This is a genomic window from Streptomyces sp. NPDC018263 (assembly GCF_055562575.1).
The window spans coordinates 44,912-65,442 of the sequence record NZ_JBVHFA010000006.1 but is presented as its reverse complement, the minus strand read 5'-3'; the positions used below and the strand labels follow the sequence as shown (position 1 = coordinate 65,442).

The 20,531-nt window shown below is 71.5% G+C and carries 22 protein-coding genes; 9 read left to right on the top strand and 13 right to left on the bottom strand.

All coding sequences use genetic code 11. The annotated features are described in order from the left end of the window. The first annotated feature begins 62 nt into the window (after positions 1-62). Positions 63-1,070: a questin oxidase family protein gene (locus ACZ3HQ_RS18410; protein ID WP_467512140.1), complete on the top strand. Its 1,008-nt coding sequence runs from the start codon at positions 63-65 to the stop codon at positions 1,068-1,070. A gap of 17 nt (positions 1,071-1,087) precedes the next feature. Here the strand turns inward: ACZ3HQ_RS18410 and ACZ3HQ_RS18405 are convergent, their stop codons facing one another. Genes ACZ3HQ_RS18405 through ACZ3HQ_RS18390 form a run of 4 tightly spaced genes read right to left on the bottom strand, consistent with a single transcriptional unit; the run spans position 1,088 to position 2,787 of the window. Continuing rightward, a complete protein-coding gene (locus ACZ3HQ_RS18405; protein WP_467512138.1) occupies positions 1,088-1,609 on the bottom strand; it encodes a GNAT family N-acetyltransferase in 522 nt (173 codons plus the stop codon). Next, the gene (locus tag ACZ3HQ_RS18400; protein WP_467512136.1) at positions 1,590-1,772 is read right to left on the bottom strand and encodes a DUF397 domain-containing protein; all 183 of its coding nucleotides are present in this window, start codon (positions 1,770-1,772) and stop codon (positions 1,590-1,592) included. Before ACZ3HQ_RS18400 ends, ACZ3HQ_RS18405 begins: the two co-directional genes overlap by 20 nt. Beyond that, entirely contained in the window at positions 1,754-1,975 is a 222-nt protein-coding gene (locus ACZ3HQ_RS18395) for a DUF397 domain-containing protein (RefSeq protein ID WP_467512134.1), read from the bottom strand. Before ACZ3HQ_RS18395 ends, ACZ3HQ_RS18400 begins: the two co-directional genes overlap by 19 nt. Next, complete coding sequence (locus ACZ3HQ_RS18390; protein WP_467512132.1) at positions 1,957-2,787, bottom strand: helix-turn-helix domain-containing protein; 831 nt, start codon at positions 2,785-2,787, stop codon at positions 1,957-1,959. The genes ACZ3HQ_RS18395 and ACZ3HQ_RS18390 overlap by 19 nt, the downstream gene beginning before the upstream one ends. A 113-nt stretch (positions 2,788-2,900) precedes the next feature. Between ACZ3HQ_RS18390 and ACZ3HQ_RS18385 the strand changes: the two genes are divergently transcribed. Further along, positions 2,901-3,116, top strand: coding sequence for a hypothetical protein (locus tag ACZ3HQ_RS18385; RefSeq protein WP_467512130.1), 216 nt, complete (start codon positions 2,901-2,903; stop codon positions 3,114-3,116). A 5-nt stretch (positions 3,117-3,121) separates the two neighbouring features. Further along, entirely contained in the window at positions 3,122-3,337 is a 216-nt protein-coding gene (locus tag ACZ3HQ_RS18380) for a hypothetical protein (protein ID WP_467512804.1), read from the top strand. A gap of 79 nt (positions 3,338-3,416) precedes the next feature. On the opposite strand, the gene ACZ3HQ_RS18375 is transcribed toward ACZ3HQ_RS18380, so the two are convergent. Beyond that, positions 3,417-5,891: a peptidoglycan recognition protein family protein gene (locus tag ACZ3HQ_RS18375; protein WP_467512128.1), complete on the bottom strand. Its 2,475-nt coding sequence runs from the start codon at positions 5,889-5,891 to the stop codon at positions 3,417-3,419. Positions 5,892-6,047: 156 nt separating this feature from the next. Between ACZ3HQ_RS18375 and recO the strand changes: the two genes are divergently transcribed. Both recO and ACZ3HQ_RS18365 read left to right on the top strand, forming a co-directional pair. Further along, positions 6,048-6,794, top strand: coding sequence for a DNA repair protein RecO (gene recO / locus ACZ3HQ_RS18370; RefSeq protein WP_030814776.1), 747 nt, complete (start codon positions 6,048-6,050; stop codon positions 6,792-6,794). Positions 6,795-6,829: 35 nt separating this feature from the next. Then, entirely contained in the window at positions 6,830-7,681 is an 852-nt protein-coding gene (locus tag ACZ3HQ_RS18365; RefSeq protein ID WP_030814774.1) for an isoprenyl transferase, read from the top strand. 218 nt (positions 7,682-7,899) lie between these two features. Here ACZ3HQ_RS18365 and ACZ3HQ_RS18360 read toward each other — a convergent pair whose 3' ends face one another. The 4 genes from ACZ3HQ_RS18360 to ACZ3HQ_RS18345 form a co-directional block, all read right to left on the bottom strand. Further along, the gene (locus tag ACZ3HQ_RS18360; RefSeq protein ID WP_467512125.1) at positions 7,900-8,316 is read right to left on the bottom strand and encodes a Fur family transcriptional regulator; all 417 of its coding nucleotides are present in this window, start codon (positions 8,314-8,316) and stop codon (positions 7,900-7,902) included. Between the two features lie 532 nt (positions 8,317-8,848). Then, complete coding sequence (locus ACZ3HQ_RS18355) at positions 8,849-9,742, bottom strand: metal ABC transporter permease (RefSeq protein WP_467512123.1); 894 nt, start codon at positions 9,740-9,742, stop codon at positions 8,849-8,851. Further along, entirely contained in the window at positions 9,742-10,533 is a 792-nt protein-coding gene (locus ACZ3HQ_RS18350) for a metal ABC transporter ATP-binding protein (RefSeq protein ID WP_467512121.1), read from the bottom strand. The genes ACZ3HQ_RS18355 and ACZ3HQ_RS18350 overlap by 1 nt, the downstream gene beginning before the upstream one ends. After that, positions 10,530-11,501 (bottom strand): metal ABC transporter substrate-binding protein, encoded by a 972-nt coding sequence (locus ACZ3HQ_RS18345; RefSeq protein ID WP_467512119.1) that lies wholly within the window; start codon positions 11,499-11,501, stop codon positions 10,530-10,532. Before ACZ3HQ_RS18345 ends, ACZ3HQ_RS18350 begins: the two co-directional genes overlap by 4 nt. A gap of 229 nt (positions 11,502-11,730) precedes the next feature. On the opposite strand from ACZ3HQ_RS18345, the gene ACZ3HQ_RS18340 reads away from it, so the two are divergent. From ACZ3HQ_RS18340 to ACZ3HQ_RS18330, 3 genes are all read left to right on the top strand, one after another. Further along, a complete protein-coding gene (locus ACZ3HQ_RS18340) occupies positions 11,731-13,113 on the top strand; it encodes a glycine--tRNA ligase (protein WP_086692524.1) in 1,383 nt (460 codons plus the stop codon). A 147-nt stretch (positions 13,114-13,260) separates the two neighbouring features. After that, positions 13,261-14,271 (top strand): aldo/keto reductase, encoded by a 1,011-nt coding sequence (locus ACZ3HQ_RS18335; RefSeq protein WP_467512117.1) that lies wholly within the window; start codon positions 13,261-13,263, stop codon positions 14,269-14,271. Positions 14,272-14,310: 39 nt separating this feature from the next. Further along, complete coding sequence (locus ACZ3HQ_RS18330) at positions 14,311-14,907, top strand: TetR/AcrR family transcriptional regulator (protein WP_467512115.1); 597 nt, start codon at positions 14,311-14,313, stop codon at positions 14,905-14,907. Between the two features lie 40 nt (positions 14,908-14,947). On the opposite strand, the gene ACZ3HQ_RS18325 is transcribed toward ACZ3HQ_RS18330, so the two are convergent. The 3 genes from ACZ3HQ_RS18325 to ACZ3HQ_RS18315 all read right to left on the bottom strand — a co-directional run bounded on the left by ACZ3HQ_RS18325 (position 14,948) and on the right by ACZ3HQ_RS18315 (position 17,890). Then, complete coding sequence (locus ACZ3HQ_RS18325; RefSeq protein WP_467512802.1) at positions 14,948-16,099, bottom strand: serine hydrolase domain-containing protein; 1,152 nt, start codon at positions 16,097-16,099, stop codon at positions 14,948-14,950. A 61-nt stretch (positions 16,100-16,160) separates the two neighbouring features. Beyond that, positions 16,161-16,385: a hypothetical protein gene (locus tag ACZ3HQ_RS18320; protein ID WP_030816124.1), complete on the bottom strand. Its 225-nt coding sequence runs from the start codon at positions 16,383-16,385 to the stop codon at positions 16,161-16,163. After that, the gene (locus tag ACZ3HQ_RS18315) at positions 16,382-17,890 is read right to left on the bottom strand and encodes an MFS transporter (protein ID WP_467512113.1); all 1,509 of its coding nucleotides are present in this window, start codon (positions 17,888-17,890) and stop codon (positions 16,382-16,384) included. The genes ACZ3HQ_RS18320 and ACZ3HQ_RS18315 overlap by 4 nt, the downstream gene beginning before the upstream one ends. A 178-nt stretch (positions 17,891-18,068) precedes the next feature. On the opposite strand from ACZ3HQ_RS18315, the gene ACZ3HQ_RS18310 reads away from it, so the two are divergent. After that, a complete protein-coding gene (locus tag ACZ3HQ_RS18310) occupies positions 18,069-18,941 on the top strand; it encodes a helix-turn-helix transcriptional regulator (RefSeq protein ID WP_467512111.1) in 873 nt (290 codons plus the stop codon). 10 nt (positions 18,942-18,951) lie between these two features. Here ACZ3HQ_RS18310 and ACZ3HQ_RS18305 read toward each other — a convergent pair whose 3' ends face one another. Next, the gene (locus ACZ3HQ_RS18305; protein WP_467512109.1) at positions 18,952-20,397 is read right to left on the bottom strand and encodes an MFS transporter; all 1,446 of its coding nucleotides are present in this window, start codon (positions 20,395-20,397) and stop codon (positions 18,952-18,954) included. Positions 20,398-20,531 lie beyond the last annotated feature (134 nt).

Here is a 20,531-nt window from a genome sequence, read left to right as displayed (position 1 = left end):
GGTCCCGGCCTAGGACTTCCGGCCGTTACGCGGCTCCCGTGCCCCGCTCTACCGTCCTCGGCATGGACGACACCGGGGTACTGGACGAGGCGTTGGAGCGGTTGCACGGGGCGGGGCCGGAGCGGAGGGGCCGGCTCACCAACCATGCGCCGATGGCCGTGGAGGCACTGGTCGCGCGGGGGCAGGGGGCGGGCGTACACCGGTGGGTGGGCCGGTACGCGGGGAAGCTGGAGGAGTTCCCGGCCGGGGTGGAGCGGGTGACCGACGCCAACTGGGCGTCCGCGCTGGGGGATGCGCGGAGAGTCGCCGACTGGATCGGGTACTTCCAGGGGGAGACGGGGGAGCGGGGATGGCGTGAGGTACTCGCGGAGTGGTGGCCAAGGTTGCTGCCCGGCCTGTACGGGGGGTCCGCGCATCCGGTGATCCGGGTGGGGCACGCGGTGCGGACGCTACTGGCGGCCGAGACCGGACCACGGGTGAACGAGCTCGCGCACGGGCTGGGTTACTGGGCCGCTCGGCACCGGCCCGTCACCGGCCTCACCCCGCTGCCCGGTGCGGAGGGTGCCGCCGAAGCGCTGGACGCGGTACGCCCCATCGCCGTACGGGACGGCGGTTTCCCCGCCCGGCTGGACCGCGTGACGGGCCTGCCCGTCTGGGCGGCGGACGTCTCCGCCCCGGAGGAGGCCCACCGCCGCCTCACCGAACTGGTACGCGCCGCCACCCACCGCTACGCGACCCACGCCCACGGCGAGCCCACGATGCTGGTGCACGCGGCGACGGCCCCCAACGCCGTGCTGCGCACCCTGCCCGCGCTCCCGAAGGACCTGTGGGTCCCGAGCATGCGCGCCGCCTGGACGGCCTCGGCGGCGGTCACGGCGATGTACGCCCCCGACGAGCCCCTTCCCTGTGCCCCGCCGGGCCCCCTCGCCCCCGAGGAGCTCTCCGAGCGAGCCCTGGCCCACGGAGACGAGCACGTCATCAAACTGACGGACACGGCACTGGACGTGGGCGACGAGCATGCCTTCGCGGCGGCGCTCCGGGCGATCGAACTGAGTGACCCCCTCGTCTGAGGATGTGGCCCGCTCCGTCACCTGCCGGGGGCCGTAGGACCAGGGCACTCCCAGCGGACCTCGCCGTCCTGGCGCTCCGGGGTGGGGGCGAGGCCCGCCGCCCTCGCCACGGCCGCCGAGGCGTGGTGGTCGGGGTGGATGTGGGCGGTGATGCTCCGCACCGGGTACGCGGTGAGCCACGCGACCAGCGCCACGGCCGCCTCCTTGGCGATGCCCCGCCCCTGCCAGGGGGTGCCCACCACCCACGCGATCTCAGCCGTACCGTTCGCTGCGCTGAGCGTCGCTTGGACGGTGCCGGTCAGGCGGGAGTCCTCGCGCAGCAGGAGCACCCAGTTCAGCCAGGTCACCTCGGGGTCGGGCGAGCCGGCGACGAGTCGGCGGTACCGGGTGGTGAGCGCGTCCGGGGTGTACGGGGTCCCGCCGGTGAAGTGGTGCAGGGCGGGGTCGGCCAGTACCCCGGCCATCTCCCCGGCGTGCTCGACCCGCAGGGGCAGCAGGTCGAGCCGTGCGGTGCGGATGTCAGCGCCGGATGCTGTCAAGGAAGTCGGCCCAGGCGGAGTTGCTGAGGAGGAGTACGGGGCTGTCTTTGACCTTGCTGTCCCGTGCGAGGACTCCTTCGGCGACTTCTATGCAGTTGCCGCCCTCACCGTTGCTGTAGCTGCTCTTGCGCCAGCGGACGTTGGTCAGCTCGTGCTCGCGCATCGGGAGTTCTCCGCTCGGGCCGAGTCGATGAAGTGGGCCCACGCGGTGGGGGCGATGAGGAGTACGGCGCCGTCCTTGACCTTGCTGTCACGTACGGGGACAGCGCCGGGGACTTCGGTGGCTACCTCGACGCAGTTGCCGCCGTCGCCGTTGCTGTAGCTGCTCTTGTGCCAGCGGGCGTTGGTCAGGTCGAACTCGCGCATCGTCTGTGGTCCTCAGCCGCCGATTCGATCAGGTCCAGGGACATCTCCGGCGACAGCGCAGCGCCCCTGAGCAGATCGTATGCGCCCTGTGCCCTCTTCACCACGGCCGGGTCGTCGACCAAGGTCCCCGAAAACGAGGTCTCTGTATAGGCGACGGGCGGCGCGTCGTTGAACTCCATGAGCCGCAATGAGCCGTTGTTGGCGGGGGCTCCCGTCTTGAACGGGAAGACCTGCAACAGCACCCTTCGCTGCCGGGACAGCTCTGCCAAGTGGTCCAGCGCCTCCGCGGCGACCGTTGCCCCACCGACGGCGGTGCGGAGCGCGCCCTCGTGGACGATCGCCCAATACCTGGGGCGTGCAGCGTCCTTGAGGATGGCCGAGCGCTCCACTCGGGCGGTCACTCTCTCGGCGATGAACTCATCGGTGGCAAAGGGATGCGTCGCCAGGATCAGGGCTCGTGCGTAACCGGGCGTCTGGAGAAGCCCCGGCACGACGGTCGGCTCGAACTCGCAGATCGTTGTCGCCAACTGCTCCAGGTCGACAACGCCCGCGAAGTAATCCGCATACCTCGGATCATCGATCAGCTTCCTGCACAGCCGCTCGAAAATACCGTCGGTTTGCAGCACCTCGTCGATCCGCTGGGCCACATCCAACTGCGGCTTCCTGATCGCCTGCTCGAACTGCCCGATGTACCCGCCGGAGACGAAAACCTTCGCCCCCAACTCCGTTTGAGTGAGCCCCGCCTCCTCGCGGCGACGCTTCAGCTCGGTGCCGAAGAACTCCCAGACCGCCTGACGTGAACCGTTGGCCACGGCCAACCCCCTTGTGCTGCCACGTGCTTGTAGGGCTCAGGCCCCTTCCGAGTCTAGTTCTGGAGCGTCACCGTGGGGACACGAAGCGTGAAGAACGTGACGGAAGGGAAGTGATGCGGACAGTGAACACACAGGATTCAGCGGACCGGGTCGAGGAAGCGGAGCGAACCCTCGAGGAATTGCGGACCGCATTGGAGAAGGTCGGGATCAAGTTGCCTTCGCTCGGGCTGGATCCCGTCTCGCTGGCCTGCGAGGCCCCGATCCCGCTGGTGGAGCTGGGGCGGTGCTCGGTGCAGACGGCCGCGCAGCTCGTAGCGGCGCTGCGATGAACGCGGTGCGACCGCCGCTGGGCTCGTACGCGTGGGACACCGGGACGAACAAGGTGGGGGTGGTCATGGGACACCAGGGACCGTACGTGCAGCTCAGACCACTGGGCGGCGGCCGGGAGTGGGACGTGCCGCCGGACCGGGTGCGGGCGGCGACGCCCGCGGAGCGGATCAGCGCGGCGACGGCGTACGCGAACGCCCGCAGCAGAGGCGAGGTGCCGTGACGGGGGATGCCCCGCACAAGGCAAAGCGGCCTCCCCCTGGACCGGAGTCCGGAGAAGGCCGCTTGCCCGAGGGATCAGGTCAGTTGAGGACCGCGATGCCGTCCGTCGTGACCGTCGGACGACCCGACGTGCCGACGACCACGATCTTCAGGGTGTGCTGGGCCGCGCTGCTCCAGGTCCTGGTCCACATCGCCTGGCGGTAGGCCGTGGTGGCGGACTTGAGGTCGACGGTGGCCTGGTAGGTGCCGTCGACGTAGATCTTGACCGCGCCGGAGGTGCTCGCGCGCGAGGCGATCCACGCGACCGAACGGCCGTTGAAGGTCCAGGTCAGCGAGGCGTTGGCGGTACCGGAGCTGGCGGAGTAGCCGCCCAGGTAGCTGCTGCTGGACCGCTTGGTCCAGGTGCCGGTGGCCTTGGCGGAACTCTCCTGGAGCAGGGTGGCGGTCCGGGTGACCGAGGCGGTCGCCGTGTTGCCGGCCAGGTCGGTGGCGGTGAGGCCGAACTTGGTCGCCGTCGCCGACTTGGCCGTCGTGGACCAGCTCGTGGAGGTGGCCGTCAGGGTCTTGGCGGTCGGCGAGGTCGCGGCCTGGGAGCGCAGCCCGGTGTCGTCGGCCGCCTTCCAGGTCACCGTCACCGGGATGCCCGCCGTGTTGACCGTGCCCTTGCCCAACTGCGCGGTCGGCGCGGTCGGGTAGGTGGGCCGCGTGGTGTCGGCGGTCACCGTGACGGCGGCCGAGGTGGTGGTCTTGCCGGAGACGTGGGTCGCCCGCACCTGGACCGAGTGACGGCCCGAGGTCAGCTTGACCGGGGCCGACGTGGCGGTGCCCGCGACCTTGACGACGGAGGTGCCGTCCACGAGGACCTCCGCGGCCGAGAGCAGCGAGGCCGGCGTGGACGTGGACCAGCGCACGGTCGCCGTGGTGCCGGTGACGTACCCGGTGCTCGAACGCACCGCGCCCGACGCGGAGTCCACGCTGGTGACCCCGACCCCGGCCGGGGGACCGGCCGCGTAGGAGCGGATGGTGGCGAGCTTGGCGTAGAGCTGGTTGCCGGGGCAGTCGGTGGCGTACCCGTTGCGGTGCCCGGAGACGGCGTTCAGGGTGTACGAGTTGCCGAACGTGAAGCCGTAGCTGTCCTTGGCGCCCTCGGTCAGGGAGCTGGTCCCGGTGGGGCTGACGCCCGACATGCCGAGCTTCCACGCCGCGATCCGGGAGATCGCGGTCACCATGGCCTGGCTCGGCGTCGCACCCACGATGGTGCTCGCCGTGGAGTCACCGCCGCTGAGGTCGGTGTACGTGCCGATCGCGGCGATGCCCATCGAGTCCGTGTTGAACCCGTAGGTCTGCGCGCCGATCACCGGCATCGCGGCGCCGCCGAAGCGTCCCTCGAAGATCGTGCCGCACTTGTCGACCAGGAAGTTGTAGCCCAGGTCGCGCCAGCCCTGGTGCAGGTGCAGCGCGTACAGGCTGCGCACGATCGAGGGCGAGTCGGCGCAGGAGTAGGCGTTGGTGGTGTCGGTGTGGTGGACGAACACCGCCTTCACGGTGTGGCCGTAGTCCGGGTAACCGGTGTCGCGGGCGCACTCGTCCGCGCCCCAGCCCGCCCGCGTGACGAACGGGGGAGCGGGCACCTTCGTCGCCGGAGGCTGCGCGGGCAGCGGGCTCGGCACCGTGTGCGGCACCGCCGAGGCGCTCGCGCACGAGGGGTACGCGGCCGCCAGCGAGGGCAGGTAGCCCGGCGCGGTGGGCGACGCGCTGGTCGGCGGCGCCGTCGAGGTGGGCGCGGTGGGTGAGGCGGGAGCGGTCGTCCCGGCGTCGGAGCTCTGGCTCTGCGAGGGCTCGGCGGTCGGGGTGGGCGGGGGTGTGGTCTCGGCCGGCGTCTCCGTGGCGGAGTCGGTGGGCACGGGCGTGGTCTGCGCCGGGTCGTCCGAGGGAGTCTGCTCCGGGACGGAGGTCGTCGCGGGGTCGGTCGGCTGGTCGGTCGGGGTCTCCTCGCCGTCGCCGGGCATCGCGTAGGCGGCCGGGTCCATCGCGGGGGTGGTGGAGCCGCCCTCGCCGGGGTCCACCAGGTCGACGGTCAGACCCTTCGGCAGCGCCTTGCCGTCCGCCTTCACCTGCACACCGTCGGAGGGTCCGGCCCACAGCGGGGCGGTGCCGCCGCGCACTCCGGCCCGGTCGCGCTCGGCGGGGTCGGGCTGCGCGTCCCCGGCGCCCAGCGCCTGCCAGTCGGACCACTTGCCGGTCGCCGAGGACCGGGTACGCACCCGTACCGTCCCGTCGAGACGCACGCTCGGGTCCTGCCAGCTCACCGCCAGCATCCGGAACGCCTTGGTCGAGCGGGCCGCGAGCGCGCGCTCACCCGACGAACCGGTCAGGTCCAGCGACGCCACCGAGGTGTGCACCACCTGCGGACCCTCCGCCGCCGTGCCGTCGTCCGAGGTGGCGCGGAGGGCGACGACCGCGCCCGTCCCCGCCACCAGCACGGTCCCGGCGGCGAGCCATATCCCGGCCCGTCTCCCCCGCGGCGCCCGCGCGCCGCCTGCCTCTGTTCTCATGTCCAGCCTCTCCCCTTGCCGCCACCGGCGGCTCCGTGCGCACACCTGCGTCACGTCCAGCCGGATCGTAGAGCCGGGCGTGGGGCCGGTCACAGCCGGGGGCGGATAACCGGAGGGACGCCTTCGCCGCGCCGGGCGTGGGCGAGAATGGACGGCATGAGTCTGTTCCGCGACGACGGCATCGTGCTGCGCACCCAGAAGCTGGGCGAGGCGGACCGGATCATCACCCTGCTGACCCGCGGCCACGGCCGGGTGCGGGCCGTGGCGCGCGGGGTACGGCGCACGAAGTCGAAGTTCGGCGCCCGCCTGGAGCCGTTCTCCCACGTCGACGTGCAGTTCTTCGCGCGGGGCAGCGAGCTGGTCGGGCGCGGGCTGCCGCTGTGCACCCAGAGCGAGACGATCGCCCCCTACGGCGGCGGCATCGTCACCGACTACTCCCGCTACACCGCCGGGACCGCCATGCTGGAGACGGCCGAACGGTTCACCGACCACGAGGGCGAGCCCGCCGTACAGCAGTACCTGCTCCTGGTCGGTGGCCTGCGCACCCTCGCACGCGGCGAGCACGCCTCCAACCTGGTCCTGGACGCCTTCCTGCTGCGCTCGCTCGCGGTCAACGGCTACGCGCCGACCTTCGGCGACTGCGCGCGGTGCGGGATGCCGGGGCCGAACCGGTTCTTCTCGGTCGCCTCGGGCGGCTCGGTGTGCGTGGACTGCCGGGTGCCGGGCAGCGTGGTCCCCTCACCCCAGACCCTGATGCTGCTGGGCGCCCTCCTTACGGGAGACTGGGAGACCGCGGACGCGGCCGAGGCGCGGCACGTCCGCGAGGGGAGCGGCCTGGTGTCCGCCTACCTGCACTGGCACCTGGAACGGGGTCTGCGCTCCCTGCGGTACGTAGAGAAGTAAGCGAAGCAGCAAGCACGGCTGAGGAGACGAGAAGCATGGTCGTACGCGGATTTCTGGGGGGCCGGCGCCGGGAGTACCAGGCGCCGGAACCGCACCCGTCCGGCGCCCGCGCGCCGAAGCTTCCCGGTGAGCTGGTCCCCGAGCACGTGGCGATCGTCATGGACGGCAACGGGCGCTGGGCCAAGGAGCGGGGGCTGCCGCGTACCGAGGGGCACAAGGTGGGCGCCGAGCAGGTGCTCGACGTGCTCCAGGGGGCGATCGAGGCGGGCGTCCGCAACATCTCGCTCTACGCCTTCTCCACCGAGAACTGGAAGCGGTCGCCCGACGAGGTCCGCTTCCTGATGAACTTCAACCGCGACTTCATCCGCAAGTCCCGCGACCAGCTCGACGCGCTGGGCATCCGGGTGCGGTGGGTCGGGCGCATGCCCAAGCTGTGGAAGTCGGTGGCGAAGGAACTCCAGGTCGCGCAGGAGCAGACCAAGGACAACGACCTCCTCACCCTGTACTTCTGCATGAACTACGGCGGCCGCGCCGAGATCGCCGACGCCGCGCAGGCCATCGCCGAGGACGTGAAGGCGGGCCGCCTGGACCCGGCCAAGGTCACCGAGAAGACCATCCAGAAGTACCTGTACTACCCCGACATGCCCGACGTCGACCTCTTCCTCCGCCCCTCCGGCGAACAGCGCACCTCCAACTACCTGCTCTGGCAGAGCGCCTACGCGGAGATGGTCTTCCAGGACGTGCTGTGGCCCGACTTCGACCGGCGTGACCTCTGGCGCGCGTGCGTCGAATTCGCCTCGCGTGACCGGCGGTTCGGGGGAGCGGTGCCGAACGAGGAGCTGCTGGCGATGGAGGCGGCGATGAAGGGCCGCGCCGAAGGCAGTTGACCGCTGGCGCTGATATCCCGCCCCATGGACATGGACTTGGACATGGGCTTGGACATGGTCATGGACTTGGGGCGGGAGGCCGTCCGGGAAGCCGTTTTGCTCCCTGGCCCGCACGGCCGACCTGATCGGGCCGTGGGGCGTCCGGCCGGTGTACCGGGATACCCCGTCTTCCGGATCAGCCCCAGGTCTGTCCCACGTCCGGCGGGGACCAGGGAAGGTCAGATGTTCTCGGTGGCGCAGTCCGCGCAGGTGCCGAAGATCTCCACCGTGTGGGCGACGTTCACGTAGCCGTGTTCGGAGGCGATGGCCTCGGCCCACTTCTCGACGGCGGGACCTTCCACTTCGACCGCCTTGCCGCAGGTGCGGCAGACCAGGTGGTGGTGGTGTTCGCCCGTCGAGCAGCGGCGGTAGACCGACTCTCCGTCCGAGGTGCGCAGCACGTCGACCTCGCCGGCCTCCGCCAGGGACTGGAGGGTGCGGTAGACGGTGGTGAGCCCGACCGAGTCGCCCTTGTGCTTGAGCATGTCGTGGAGATCCTGCGCGCTGCGGAACTCGTCGACCTCGTCGAGGGCCGCCGCCACCGCCGCGCGCTGCTTCGTCGCGCGGCCCTTCACGGGCGGTCCAGCGGTCGTCACCGGGTGCCTCCTCATGTCTGCGCCTCTGACCGGCCCATTGTGCCAGCCTCGGCCCCCGGCGGTCAGACGCGAAAGCGCCTGCGGCGGTTCGGGGGGCCCGGGCCGTGCCCAAGACGGGCGGGTTGCGCCCTCGGCGGGCCCCGGCCGGGAGCATGCGCCCGGCCGGGGCGGGGAGTGGGACCGGGCGCGGCCCCCCTGCCGTGCGGGGTGGGCTTTCTGGCCCCCGTGGGTCCGGTTCACCGGGGCTTGCCTCCGGCCGACCGGGAGTGCGGGGAGCATGCGCCGGAGCGGGACCGGGACCGGGCGCGGCCCCGGGGCCTGTCGCGCGGCGTCGGCTCTGTAGCCCCCTTGGGTCCTCCGGCCGCCCGGGTAGCGGGAGCGGCGCCCGGCCGGGGGGTGCGGTGAGTCGGGGGCATCCAGTGCGGGCCCACCGGCGGCGCCGACACGGCTACGTGAGGGCGGCTTGCGGCCGCCCGGCCCTCGGGAGGTCGACCCTTGGGGTCCGCACCCGTCCGTCTGACGGGACCCGGGGTCAGACGCCGACCTCGTCCCCCGCCTGCCGGGTCGCCGGGATCGCGCACTCGACCGGGTCCCCGGCGGGCCGGGTCGCTCGGGCGCGGCGGCGGGCCAGGGGAGCGGCCAGGACGGTCATGAGAGCGAACGCGGCGATGACGAGCAGGACGATCGTCGCGCCCGGGGGGACGTCCTCGTAGAACGAGGTGATCGTGCCGCCGATGGACACCGTCACGCCCAGGGCCACCGCTATGGCGAACGTCGCCGCGAAGCTGCGGGTGAGCTGCTGGGCCGCGGCCACCGGCACGACCATCAGCGCCGACACCAGGATCAGGCCGACCACACGCATCGCCACGGTGACGGTGACCGCCGCGGTGACCGCGACGAGCAGGTTCAGCGCGCGCACCGGCAGCCCGGTGACCCGCGCGAACTCCTCGTCCTGGCTGACGGCGAACAACTGCCGCCGCAGCCCCAGTGTCACCGCGACCACGGCCGCGCCGAGCACGACGATCGCGGTCACGTCGGCCGGCGCCACCGTGGACAGCGAGCCGAAGAGATACGACGTGAGGTTCGCGTTGGACCCGCCCGGCGCGAGGTTGACGAAGAGCACCCCGCCCGCCATACCGCCGTAGAAGAGCATGGCGAGCGCTATGTCGCCCCGCGTCCTGCCGTACCAGCGGATCAGCTCCATCAGCACCGACCCCGCCACGGAGACGAGGGTCGCCATCCACACCGGCGACGAGTTCAGCAGGAAGCCGAGGCCGACGCCGGTCATCGCCACGTGCCCGATGCCGTCGCCCATCAGCGGCTGGCGGCGCTGCACGAGGTAGATGCCGATCGCCGGGGCGATGATCCCGACCAGGACGGCCGCGAGCAGCGCCCGCTGCATGAAGGCGTAGTTCAGGAAGTCCATCAGCTCAGCAGTCCCGTACGGATCGGTTCGGCGCCCTCGTGCGGATGCACGTGGTCGTGGCCGGGCAGGGCGTGCTGGCCGACGGCCTTCGGCGGCGGCCCGTCGTGCAGCACGCAGCCGTCCCGCAGCACCACCGCGCGGTCGATCAGCGGCTCCAGCGGGCCCAGTTCGTGCAGCACCAGCAGAACGGTCGCCCCGGCGCCGACCTGCTCGCGCAGGGTCGCGGCCAGCACCTCCTGGCTGGCGAGGTCGACGCCGGCCATCGGCTCGTCCATGATCAAAAGCTCGGGCTCGGACACCAGCGCCCGGGCGATCAGCACCCGCTGGTGCTGGCCCCCGGAGAGCGCCGTCACCGAGTCCTTGGCCCGGTCCGCCATGCCGACCAGCTCCAGCGCCCGCTCCACCGCCTCCCGGTCCGCCTTGCGGAAGAACCCGAAGCGGGTCCGCGCCAGCCGCCCCGAGGACACGACCTCGGAGACCGTGGCCGGTACGCCACCAGCGGCGGAGGTGCGCTGGGGGACGTAGCCGACGCGGGCCCACTGGCGGAAGGACCGCAACGGCGTCCCGAACAGCTCGACCGCACCGGAGGTGGCCGGCACCTGCCCGATCGCCGTCCGCACGGCCGTGGACTTGCCCGAACCGTTGGCCCCGAGCAGCGCCACGACCTCACCGGGCCGCACACTCAGGTCGATGCCCCGCAGCACCGGCCGTCCGCCCAGCTCGGCCCGCACGTCCCGCAGGGTCAGCACGGGCGCCGACTCCCGCTCCGCGCCGGTCACTTGGCCGGTCACTCGGACCCCAGCGCGCTCTGGAGGGCCTTGAGGTTGGCCCGCTGGACAGCGAGGTAGTCCTGGCCGCGCGACTTCTTGGTGATGCCCTCGATCGGGTCGAGCACATCGGTCTTCAGCCCCGCGTCCCCGGCGACGGTCTTCGCGGTCTTGTCGCTGACCAGCGTCTCGTAGAACACGGTGGAGACCCCGTCCGCCTTGGCCAGCTTCTGGAGCTCCCGCACCCGGGCCCCGCTCGGCTCGGACTCCGGGTCGAGGCCGCTGATCGCCTCCTCGGTGAGGCCGTAGCGCTCGGCGAGGTAACCGAAGGCCGCATGGGTCGTGATGAAGACCTTGGACTTCGTGTGCGCCAGGCCCTCCTTGAAGTCGGTGTTCAGCTCGTCCAACTGCTTCACCAGGGCCGCGGTGTTCTTCTTGTAGTCCGCCGCGTGATCCGGGTCCGCCTTCTCGAAGGCCCGGCCGACACCCTGGGCCACCTCGGCGTACCGCACCGGGTCGAGCCAGATGTGCGGGTCCTTGCCGTTCTCGCCCTCGTGGTCGTGGTCCGCGTGCTCGTCCTCGTGCTCGGCGGCATGGCCGCCGACCTCGGTGCCGTGGTCCTCCATCGTGGTCAGCGTGGCCGCGTCGATCTTCGTCTTCACCGGCGACTGGTCCACCGCCTTGTCCACCGACGGCTGGACGCCCTTCAGGTAGAGGACGGCGTCCGAGCGCTCCAGACCGCCTATCTGCTGCGGGCTGATCTCCAGGTCGTGCGGCTCCTGGCCCGGCGAGGTGAGGGTGGTCACGTGCACGTGGTCCCCGCCGATCCGCTCCGCGAGGTAGGCCATCGGATAGAAGGAGGCGACGACGTCGAACTTCCCCGTGTCCCCCGAAGCGGCGCTGCTGTCCGAGCAGGCGGACAGCGTCCCCAGCCCCAGCGCGGTGACGGCCGCTATCGCGGACCCGGATATGAGGCGTCGTCGTACGTTCATGACAGTCATTTTCAACAAAGTTGGAAACGATTGTCAACAAGCTGACCCTATGGAACCGGCGACGCGGATTCTCCAGGTCGGCTTGGTAAGGGTTCGGGCGGGCTTCGACGGCTTCGGGAGGGGGGTCGGCGGGGGCCGATTTGGCCGTGAGGGAGCATGCGCCGGTAACCTGAATCATTCGCTGGAAGCATCTCGCTTCAACGCCCGTCGTCGTAATGAAGAGAGCACCGTGGCCGCCGACAAGATCGACACCATCGTCAGCCTGAGCAAGCGCCGTGGCTTCGTTTTCCCCTGCAGTGAGATCTACGGCGGACAGCGTGCCGCCTGGGACTACGGACCGCTGGGTGTCGAGCTCAAGGAGAACATCAAGCGTCAGTGGTGGCGCTACATGGTGACGTCGCGCGAGGACGTGGTCGGTATCGACTCGTCCGTCATCCTGGCCCCCGAGGTCTGGGTCGCCTCCGGTCACGTCGCCACCTTCACGGACCCGCTGACCGAGTGCACCTCGTGTCACAAGCGGTTCCGCGCGGACCACCTGGAAGAGGCGTACGAGGAGAAGAAGGGTCACGCCCCGGCGAACGGCCTGGCCGACCTCAACTGCCCCAACTGCGGCAACAAGGGCACCTTCACCGAGCCCAAGCAGTTCTCCGGCCTGCTCTCCACCCACCTCGGCCCGACCCAGGACTCCGGCTCCGTCGCCTACCTGCGTCCCGAGACCGCCCAGGGCATCTTCACCAACTTCGCCCAGGTGCAGACCACTTCGCGCCGTAAGCCGCCCTTCGGCATCGCCCAGATGGGCAAGTCCTTCCGCAACGAGATCACGCCCGGCAACTTCATCTTCCGGACCCGCGAGTTCGAGCAGATGGAGATGGAGTTCTTCGTCAAGCCGGGCGAGGACGAGGAGTGGCAGGAGTACTGGATGCAGCAGCGCTGGAACTGGTACACCAACCTCGGCCTGCGCGAGGAGAACATGCGCTGGTTCGAGCACCCGAAGGAGAAGCTCTCCCACTACTCCAAGCGCACCGCCGACATCGAGTACCGCTTCTCGTTCGGCGGCTCGGAGTGGGGCGAGCTGGAGGGTGTCGCCAACCGTACGGACTACGACCTCGGTGCTCACGCCAAGGCGTCCGGCCAGGACCTCTCCTACTTCGACCAGGAGGCCGGCGAGCGCTGGACCCCCTACGTCATCGAGCCCGCCGCCGGTGTCGGCCGCACCATGCTGGCCTTCCTCCTCGACGCCTACACCGAGGACGAGGCGCCCAACGCCAAGGGCAAGATGGAGAAGCGCGTCGTGCTCCGCCTCGACCACCGCCTCGCGCCGGTCAAGGTCGCGGTGCTCCCGCTCTCCCGCAACCCCGAGCTGTCTCCGAAGGCCAAGGGCCTGGCCCAGGCGCTGCGCCAGAACTGGAACATCGACTTCGACGACGCCGGCGCCATCGGCCGCCGCTACCGTCGCCAGGACGAGATCGGTACTCCCTTCTGCGTGACCGTCGACTTCGACACGCTCGAGGACAACGCGGTGACCGTGCGCGAGCGCGACACCATGAAGCAGGAGCGGGTCTCCCTCGACCAGATCGAGGGTTACCTCGCCGCCCGTCTGATCGGCGCCTGACCTTCGCATTTCCGCCCACCCTCCTGCCCGGTCCTCCGGGTCGGAGGGTGGGCTTTGTCGTGTCTGGAGGTGGTCTACCCGGAATCTTCTGACAACTAACAACTGACAGATATTGAATTCTGTCAGCCCACGTGCCAGGCTGGACGCATGACGATCCCCACGCGAAATCTCGGAAACACCGGCCCCCAGGTCTCCGCCCTCGGCCTCGGCTGCATGGGCATGTCCGGTATGTACGGAGAAGCGGACCGCCCGGAGGCCATCCGCACGGTGCACGCCGCCCTGGAATCAGGCGTCACCCTCCTCGACACCGGCGACTTCTACGCCATGGGTCACAACGAAATGCTGGTCGGCGAGGCCCTGCGCACCGCCCCGGCCCACCTCCGTGACAATGCGGTGCTGAGCGTGAAGTTCGGCGCCCTGCGCGACCCGGACGGTGCCTGGCTCGGCTTCGACGGCCGGCCCGCGGCGGTGAAGACCTTCGCCGCCTACTCCCTCCAGCGCCTCGGCGTGGACCACATCGACATCTACCGCCCCTCCCGCCTCGACCCGGACGTCCCGATCGAGGAGACGGTCGGCGCGGTCGCGGAACTGGTGGAGAAGGGGTGGGTGAAGCACATCGGCCTCAGCGAGGTCGGCCCCGACACCATCCGCCGGGCCGCCGCCACCGCCCCGATCTCCGACCTCCAGATCGAGTACGCGCTGATCTCGCGCGGCATCGAGCGGGAGATCCTCCCCACCCTGCGCGAGCTGGGCATCGGCGTCACGGCGTACGGCGTGCTCTCCCGCGGTCTGCTCTCCAACCACATCTCCGCCGACCGCGCCTTCGCCGCCACCGACTTCCGCGCCTTCTCGCCCCGCTTCCAGGGGGAGAACTTCCGGCACAACCTGGGCCTCGTCGACTCCCTCCGCAAGATCGCGGAACAGAAGGGGGCCACGGTCGCGCAGATCGCCATCGCCTGGGTCCTCGCCCAGGGCGCCGACATCGTGCCGGTGATCGGCTCCCGAACCCCCGAGCGGCTGTCCGAGGCGCTGGGCGCACTGGACATCACCCTGGACGCGGCCGACCTCGCCGCCATCGAGGAGGCCGTCCCGGCCGACGCGGCCGCCGGCGAGCGGTACGCGCCCGCGCAGATGGCCATGCTGGACAGCGAGCGATGAGCGCGAACCGGTGACCGGCGCGCCGGGTACGGTCTAGGCATGGCAGCGACCGAGACCCTGACCGCCGAGCGCATCCTCGAAGCGACCGAGGAGGTGCTGCGCCGCCACGGCCCGGCCAAGGCCACCGTGGTGGACGTGGCCCGCGCTCTCGGCGTCAGCCACGGCAGCGTCTACCGCCACTTCCGCACCAAGGCGGCGCTGCGCGAGGCGGTCACCAAGCGCTGGCTGGACCGTACCTCGGAGCGGCTCGCGGTCATCGCCGGCGAGGAGACCCCCGTCGAGCGGCGGCTGCGGGACTGGCTCGCCGCCCTGTTCGAGGCCAAGCGGCACAAGGCGGGTGACGATCCCGAACTGTTCGCCACCTACAGCGTGCTGGCCGAGGAGAGCGGGGCGACGGTCGGTGAGCACATCACCGACCTCACCGCCCAGCTCGCCCGGATCATCGAGGACGGTGCCGAGTCCGGCACCTTCCGCGCCGCGGACCCGGCCGCCGAGGCCCGCGCCGTCTTCCAGGCCACCGCCCGTTTCCACGACCCCTGTTACGCACGCGAATGGCAGCAGCCCGGAATCGAGGAGGACTTCACGGTGATCGTGGACCTGTTGATACGTGGGCTGGGCGCTCCCGCCCGGCCGTGAGCCTCGTCAGGTCGTGGCCAGCTTCGGGCCCTGATTCCGGTCAGGCCGTGACGCGCCAGAAGTCCCGCATCACGGCGGGCGGGGTCGGACCGGTCATGGCGACCTGGGTGAGCAGGACGGTCACCTTGCCGGTGGCCGGGACCAGATGAGCCGCGGTGCCGGTGCCACCGACCCAGCCGTAGCGGCCGGGCACGTGCCACGGTTCGGTCCGGTCGATGTCGACCGAGCCGCCGTAGCCCCAGCCCTGGCCCTCCAGGAAGAGCGGGCTGCTCTTCCGCTGGGCCGGGGTGAGCTGGTCGCTGGTCATCCGGGCGACGGACTCCGGCGAGAGCAGCCTGCGGCCACCGCCCTCACCGCCCGCTTCTCCACCGGCCAGCAGCATCTGTGCGAAGGCCAGGTAGTCGTCGGCGGTGGAGACCAGGCCACCGGCGCCGGAGGGGAAGGCGGGGAGCCGGTCCCAGCCGCCGTCGAAGGCTTCGGCCACGTCCAGAGTGCCGTCGGGGCCGGGCTGGTAGGCGGTGGGCAGCCGGTGCAGGTCCCCTTCGGGCACGGAGAAGCCCGTGTCCTTCATGCCGAGCGGCTCGAAGATCCGCTCGGCCAGGAAGTCCGGCAGCGTCCGGCCCGTCGCCCGGGCGATCAGGGCGCCCTGGAGATCGGAGGAGGTGTTGTAGAGCCAGGCTTCACCGGGCTGGTGGAGGAGCGGCACCTTGGCGAGTTCGGCCAGCAGCTCGTCCATGGCGGGCACCGCGTGCGGGGCGAAACCCCCGCGCTGGAGCTCGAACAGCGGGGCCACGGCGGGCAGCGAGAAGTCCGGCGGGAACCCCCACCCGCACCGGGAACTGAGCACGTGTTCCACGGTGATGGGCCGCTCGGCCGGCACCAGGTCGTCCACCGGCGACTCGGGCGTGCGCACCACCATCGGCGCGGCCAGCTCGGGCAGCCAGCGCGACACCGGGTCGTCCAGCCCGACCAGCCCCTCGTCGACGAGCATCATCAGCGCGGCGGCGGTCACGGGCTTGGTGATCGAGGCGAGCCGGAACAGCGAGTCCCGTTCCAGCGGCACGGTCCGGCCGGTGTCCGTGTGCCCGACGGCCACCGCCTCCACCTCGTCCCCCCGGGCGACGAGGCCGACCGCTCCGGGAAGGCTCCCGTCGTCCACGTACCGGCGCAGGGTGTCGTGCAGTGCGGTCATGGGGCTGGCCTTCCGGTCGGCGCGGGTCGTCATGGGGTACGACTCCCACGGCGCCGTGAATTCATCGCCGGGCCGGGTCCAGGGTCGCCTGGTGGGCCTCGGCCAGATGCTCCGTCGCCGGGTGCTCGTCCGTCGGCGTCCAGGGCAGGTGCCGGGTGCCCCGGCTCCAGCCGCAGGTGCCGCAGCCGAAGGTCCGCTGGAGTCCGGCCCGCTCCACCCGTACGACGTGTTCCCGGCCGTGCCGGTCCCATCTGCGCACGCTGGTCCCGATTCTGTTGTCGGTCATGCCCGGAGTGTGCGGCACGCGGGGCGGGGCGGGGGGCGGAAGTCCGGGTGGGAACTGTCACACGGTTCCGGCTCAACCGCCTCGCGGGGCAGGCGCAGGCTCAGCAGGCCGGTGGCGAGGACCGCCGCGAGCTGGGTGGCCAGGACGATCAGCAGGGCGTCCCGCATGCCGAGGTGCGGGACCAGGGTGAGGAAGAGGGCGCCCAGGGTGGCCACCCCCAGGGCGAACGACGCCTGCTGGGTCGTCGCCAGTACCCCGCTGCCCACCCCGGCACGGGCGGACGGGACCTCGGAGAGCACGATCCGCAGCAGGTTAGGGAGCTGGAGCGCCTGACCCGCTCCGGCGACGGCCGCGCCGGGCAGCAGGCCGGCGAGCCCCAGGCCGGGCCAGTCCCGCCACACGGCCAGCACGATCAGCAGCACCCCCACGCCCTGGAGCACCGCCCCGGCGCCCACCACCCGCGTACCGAAGCGGGCGATCAGCCGGGGCCCCGCCAGCGAGACGAGGAGGAAGGAGACCGCCATCGGCGCCAGCGCCAGACCCGCACGTACCGGACCCAGACCCGCGCCCTGTTGGAGGCCCAGCGCGATGACGAACATGAACCCACTGAATCCCAGGCAGAACGGCACCACGATCAGCAGCCCCCGGCGCAGCGACAGGGTGGCGAACAGACTCGGCGGCAGCAGCGGGGTGCGGCCCAGCCGGTCCAGGCGCCGTTCCACCGTCCAGAACGCCCACCCCGCCACCGGGAACACGGCCAGCGAGACCCACGTCCACAGCGGCCAGCCCGTCGCGCGGCCCTCGGTCAGCGGGGCGAGCAGCGCCAGCAGGGCCACCGCCAGCAGGACGGTGCCGGGGACGTCGACCGGCTCGGGGTGCCGGGCGCGGGTGTCGGGGACGTGGCGGACGGCGAGGATCAGACCGAGCACGACCACGGGCACGTTCACCAGGAAGATCGAGCGCCAGCCGGTGCCGGCGATGTCCGCCGCGACCAGGACGCCGCCCAGGATCTGGCCCACCACCATGGACAGGCCCGCCGTCGCGCCGTACAGGCTCATCGCGCGGGCGCGGCGGGCACCGGCGGTGGTGGACTGGATGGTGGCGAGCACCTGCGGCAGCATCAGCGCGGCCGACGCGCCCTGCGCGGCCCGCGCCGCGACCAGGGTCCACGCGTCCGGGGCCAGCCCGCACGCCAGCGAGGTCAGTCCGAAGGCGGCCATGCCGCCGATGAACAGCCGGCGCCTGCCGAACAGGTCACCCAGGCGCCCGCCGAGTACGAGCAGCACGGCGTACGTGACGCCGTACCCGGCCACGACCAGTTCCAGCAGGGACTCGCTCGCGGAGAGGTCGCTGCCGATGGCGGGAAGGGCGACGTTGACGATGAAGAAGTCGACCAGGGGGAGCGAGGCGGCCAGCAGGACGGTCACCAGGCCCGCCCCGCTCAGGGTGGGCGCCGCCGCCGGAGCGCGTACGGACGGCGCGGTGGAGAGGGTGGTCTCGGTCATGCCACCGAGCCTGCGCCCGCCCTCAGACGGGTACCAGAGTGTGCCGATCCTGGTACCGGAAGTACCCGCCAATGCCCTCGGCCGGCCCTTGTCCCGCCTGGAGCCTGGTAGTGGCGGGCGCTCATCCTGGTGGCAGGAGTACCTGGCAACGGTGTCCGGACGGAGGCACCCTGGAAGCATGACGACCATGGCCCAGGAGAGCGCCGCCCCCGAGGTGAAGGGCGCGGAGATCCGGCGTCACGAGCTGGCCGCGTTCCTGCGCAGCCGCCGCGAGCGGATCACCCCGGAGCAGGTGGGGCTGCCGCGCGGGGCCCGGCGGCGTACGCCGGGTCTGCGCCGGGAGGAGGTCGCGCAGCTCTCCGCGGTGGGCGTGACCTGGTACACCTGGCTCGAACAGGCCCGCAACATCCAGGTGTCCGTACAGGTGCTCGACGCCCTCGCGCGCACCCTGATGCTGGACCCCAGCGAGCGCGCCCACCTGTTCCAGTTGGCCGGGGCCGCCGACCCGACGCCCGCCGCGGTCTGCCCCAGCATCACGCCGGCGCTGCGCGCGACCCTGCGCCAGATGGAGCCGTTCCCGGCGGCGGTGCAGAACAGCCGGTACGACATCCTGGCCTACAACCGCACCTACGCCCGGCTGCTGTGCGACATGGACGCCGTCCCGCCCGAGGACCGCAACTGCGTCCTCCTCGCCTACTCCCACCCCGAGTGGCGCTCCTCCATCGTCCACCTGGACGAGGCCCTGCGGCTGATGGCGGCCCGCCTGCGCGCCTCCCTCGCCGGACACCTGGGCGAACCCGCCTGGAAGATGCTCCTCAAGCGCCTCCAGGCATACCCGGAGTTCCGCGAACACTGGGAGCGCTACGAGGTGGTGGGCAGCCGCTCCAAGACCAAGGAGTTCCTCAACCGCCACGTCGGCCACCTCACCCTGGAACACACCGACCTCTGGCTCTCCCCGGACCCCGGTCCGCGCATCGTGATCTACCCGCCGAAGAACGAGGAGTCCCGCGAACGCCTGGAGAAGCTGCACGCGATGGCGCTGGAGGGCTGAGCCCGGAGGATCAGCCGGACGTCCCCACGGGTTGCCGCACCTCCGCGGTCTCCAGCCGCTGAGCCGTCCGCTCCGCTGTCCCGTGGGCCCAGCGGCCGCTGGTGAGGAGGCCGAGGAGGAGGACCGCCGCGCCGCAGGCGGTCAGAATCCACCAGCCGGGGCGGGCGGCGGAGACGAAGGTGTCGCGGTAGAGGGAGGTGCCGATACCCGCCGCCAGGACCGCGCCGACGACGGCGACGCCGAGCGTCTGGCCGAGCTGGCGGCTGGTGGAGGCGACCGCCGCAGCGACGCCCGCCTGGGCGCGGGGCATGCCGGAGACGGCGGTGTTGGTGATGGGGGCGTTGACGAAGCCGAAGCCGACGCCGAAGAGGACGTAGCCGAGGAAGAGGGTGACGTTGGAGGTCTCGGCCTCGAAGAGGGCGAAGAGCAGGCCGCTCACCGTCATCGCCGCGCCCGCGATCAGCAGGGACAGGCGCGGGCCACGGCTGCCGACCAGCCGTCCGGACAGCGGGGCGCACAGCAGGGTCGGCACCGCCATGGGCAGCATCCACAGGCCGGCGTGCAGGGCGTCGAGACCGCGTACGTTCTGGAGATACAGCGTGGACAGGAAGAGGAACCCGCCCAGCGCGGCGAAGGCGCTCACCGCTATCCCCGTCGCCCCGCTGAACGGCGCGGAATGGAAGAAGCGCAGGTCGATGAGGGGTTCGGGGCGCCGGGGCTCATAGACGAGGAGGGCGAGCAGGGCGGCGACGGCCACCGCGGCGAAGGGGAGCACCTCGGTGGGGCCGGCGTTCGGCGCCTCGATGATCGCGTACGTCAGCGAGCCGAAGAGGGCGATCACCAGCACCTGGCCGACCGGGTCCGGGCGGCGTGGCCGGGGTGCGCGGGACTCGGGGACGAAGCGCAGGGTGAGCAGCAGGGCGGCGAGACCGACCGGCAGGTTGACCCAGAAGATCGCGCGCCAGCCGACCGACTCCACCAGCAGGCCGCCGGCCAGCGGACCGGCGGCCATGGAGATGCCCACCACCGCGCCCCACACGCCGATCGCCCGCGCCCGTTCGCGCGGGTCGGTGAAGGTGTTGGTGATGATCGACATGGCGACCGGGTTGAGCATCGAGCCGCCGACCGCCTGGACCATGCGGAACACCACGAGGAGTTCCAGGTTCGGCGCGAGCGAGCACAGCAGGGAACCGGCGGTGAAGATCACCAGTCCCGCCATGAAGACCCGTTTGCGGCCGATCCGGTCCGCCGTGGACCCCGCCAGCATCAGCAGCGAGGCCAGCACCAGCGTGTAGGCGTCGATCGTCCACTGGAGACCGGAGGTGGTGGCGTGCAGCTCGCGCTGCATCGAGGGCAGCGCGACGTTCAGGGCGGTGTTGTCCAGGCTCACGATCAGCAGGCTCATGCAGCAGATCGAGAGCACCAGCATCCGCCGCCGGTGACTCGGCTCGGGCATGCGTCCCATCGTACGCTTCGATAGTGCGGCTAACTAATGACCCCTACATGATCCGGGCCGTACCCGTACATGATCGGTCCCGTAGGGGGAGGGGCACGGGTGAGGTGAGGGACAATGGACGACGCCCATGCCGT

Bases quoted from the DNA above. Each gene is read 5' to 3' on its own strand.
- ACZ3HQ_RS18375 (WP_467512128.1), bottom strand. From the start codon at position 5,891: ATGAGAACAGAGGCAGGCGGCGCGCGGGCGCCGCGGGGGAGACGGGCC.
- ACZ3HQ_RS18385 (WP_467512130.1), top strand. From the start codon at position 2,901: ATGCGGACAGTGAACACACAGGATTCAGCGGACCGGGTCGAGGAAGCG.
- ACZ3HQ_RS18325 (WP_467512802.1), bottom strand. From the start codon at position 16,099: ATGACCGCACTGCACGACACCCTGCGCCGGTACGTGGACGACGGGAGC.
- ACZ3HQ_RS18320 (WP_030816124.1), bottom strand. From the start codon at position 16,385: ATGACCGACAACAGAATCGGGACCAGCGTGCGCAGATGGGACCGGCAC.
- ACZ3HQ_RS18400 (WP_467512136.1), bottom strand. From the start codon at position 1,772: ATGCGCGAGCACGAGCTGACCAACGTCCGCTGGCGCAAGAGCAGCTAC.
- ACZ3HQ_RS18310 (WP_467512111.1), top strand. From the start codon at position 18,069: ATGACGACCATGGCCCAGGAGAGCGCCGCCCCCGAGGTGAAGGGCGCG.
- ACZ3HQ_RS18315 (WP_467512113.1), bottom strand. From the start codon at position 17,890: ATGACCGAGACCACCCTCTCCACCGCGCCGTCCGTACGCGCTCCGGCG.
- ACZ3HQ_RS18395 (WP_467512134.1), bottom strand. From the start codon at position 1,975: ATGCGCGAGTTCGACCTGACCAACGCCCGCTGGCACAAGAGCAGCTAC.
- ACZ3HQ_RS18335 (WP_467512117.1), top strand. From the start codon at position 13,261: ATGACGATCCCCACGCGAAATCTCGGAAACACCGGCCCCCAGGTCTCC.
- ACZ3HQ_RS18330 (WP_467512115.1), top strand. From the start codon at position 14,311: ATGGCAGCGACCGAGACCCTGACCGCCGAGCGCATCCTCGAAGCGACC.
- ACZ3HQ_RS18305 (WP_467512109.1), bottom strand. From the start codon at position 20,397: ATGCCCGAGCCGAGTCACCGGCGGCGGATGCTGGTGCTCTCGATCTGC.
- ACZ3HQ_RS18355 (WP_467512123.1), bottom strand. From the start codon at position 9,742: ATGGACTTCCTGAACTACGCCTTCATGCAGCGGGCGCTGCTCGCGGCC.
- recO (WP_030814776.1), top strand. From the start codon at position 6,048: ATGAGTCTGTTCCGCGACGACGGCATCGTGCTGCGCACCCAGAAGCTG.
- ACZ3HQ_RS18365 (WP_030814774.1), top strand. From the start codon at position 6,830: ATGGTCGTACGCGGATTTCTGGGGGGCCGGCGCCGGGAGTACCAGGCG.
- ACZ3HQ_RS18345 (WP_467512119.1), bottom strand. From the start codon at position 11,501: ATGAACGTACGACGACGCCTCATATCCGGGTCCGCGATAGCGGCCGTC.
- ACZ3HQ_RS18410 (WP_467512140.1), top strand. From the start codon at position 63: ATGGACGACACCGGGGTACTGGACGAGGCGTTGGAGCGGTTGCACGGG.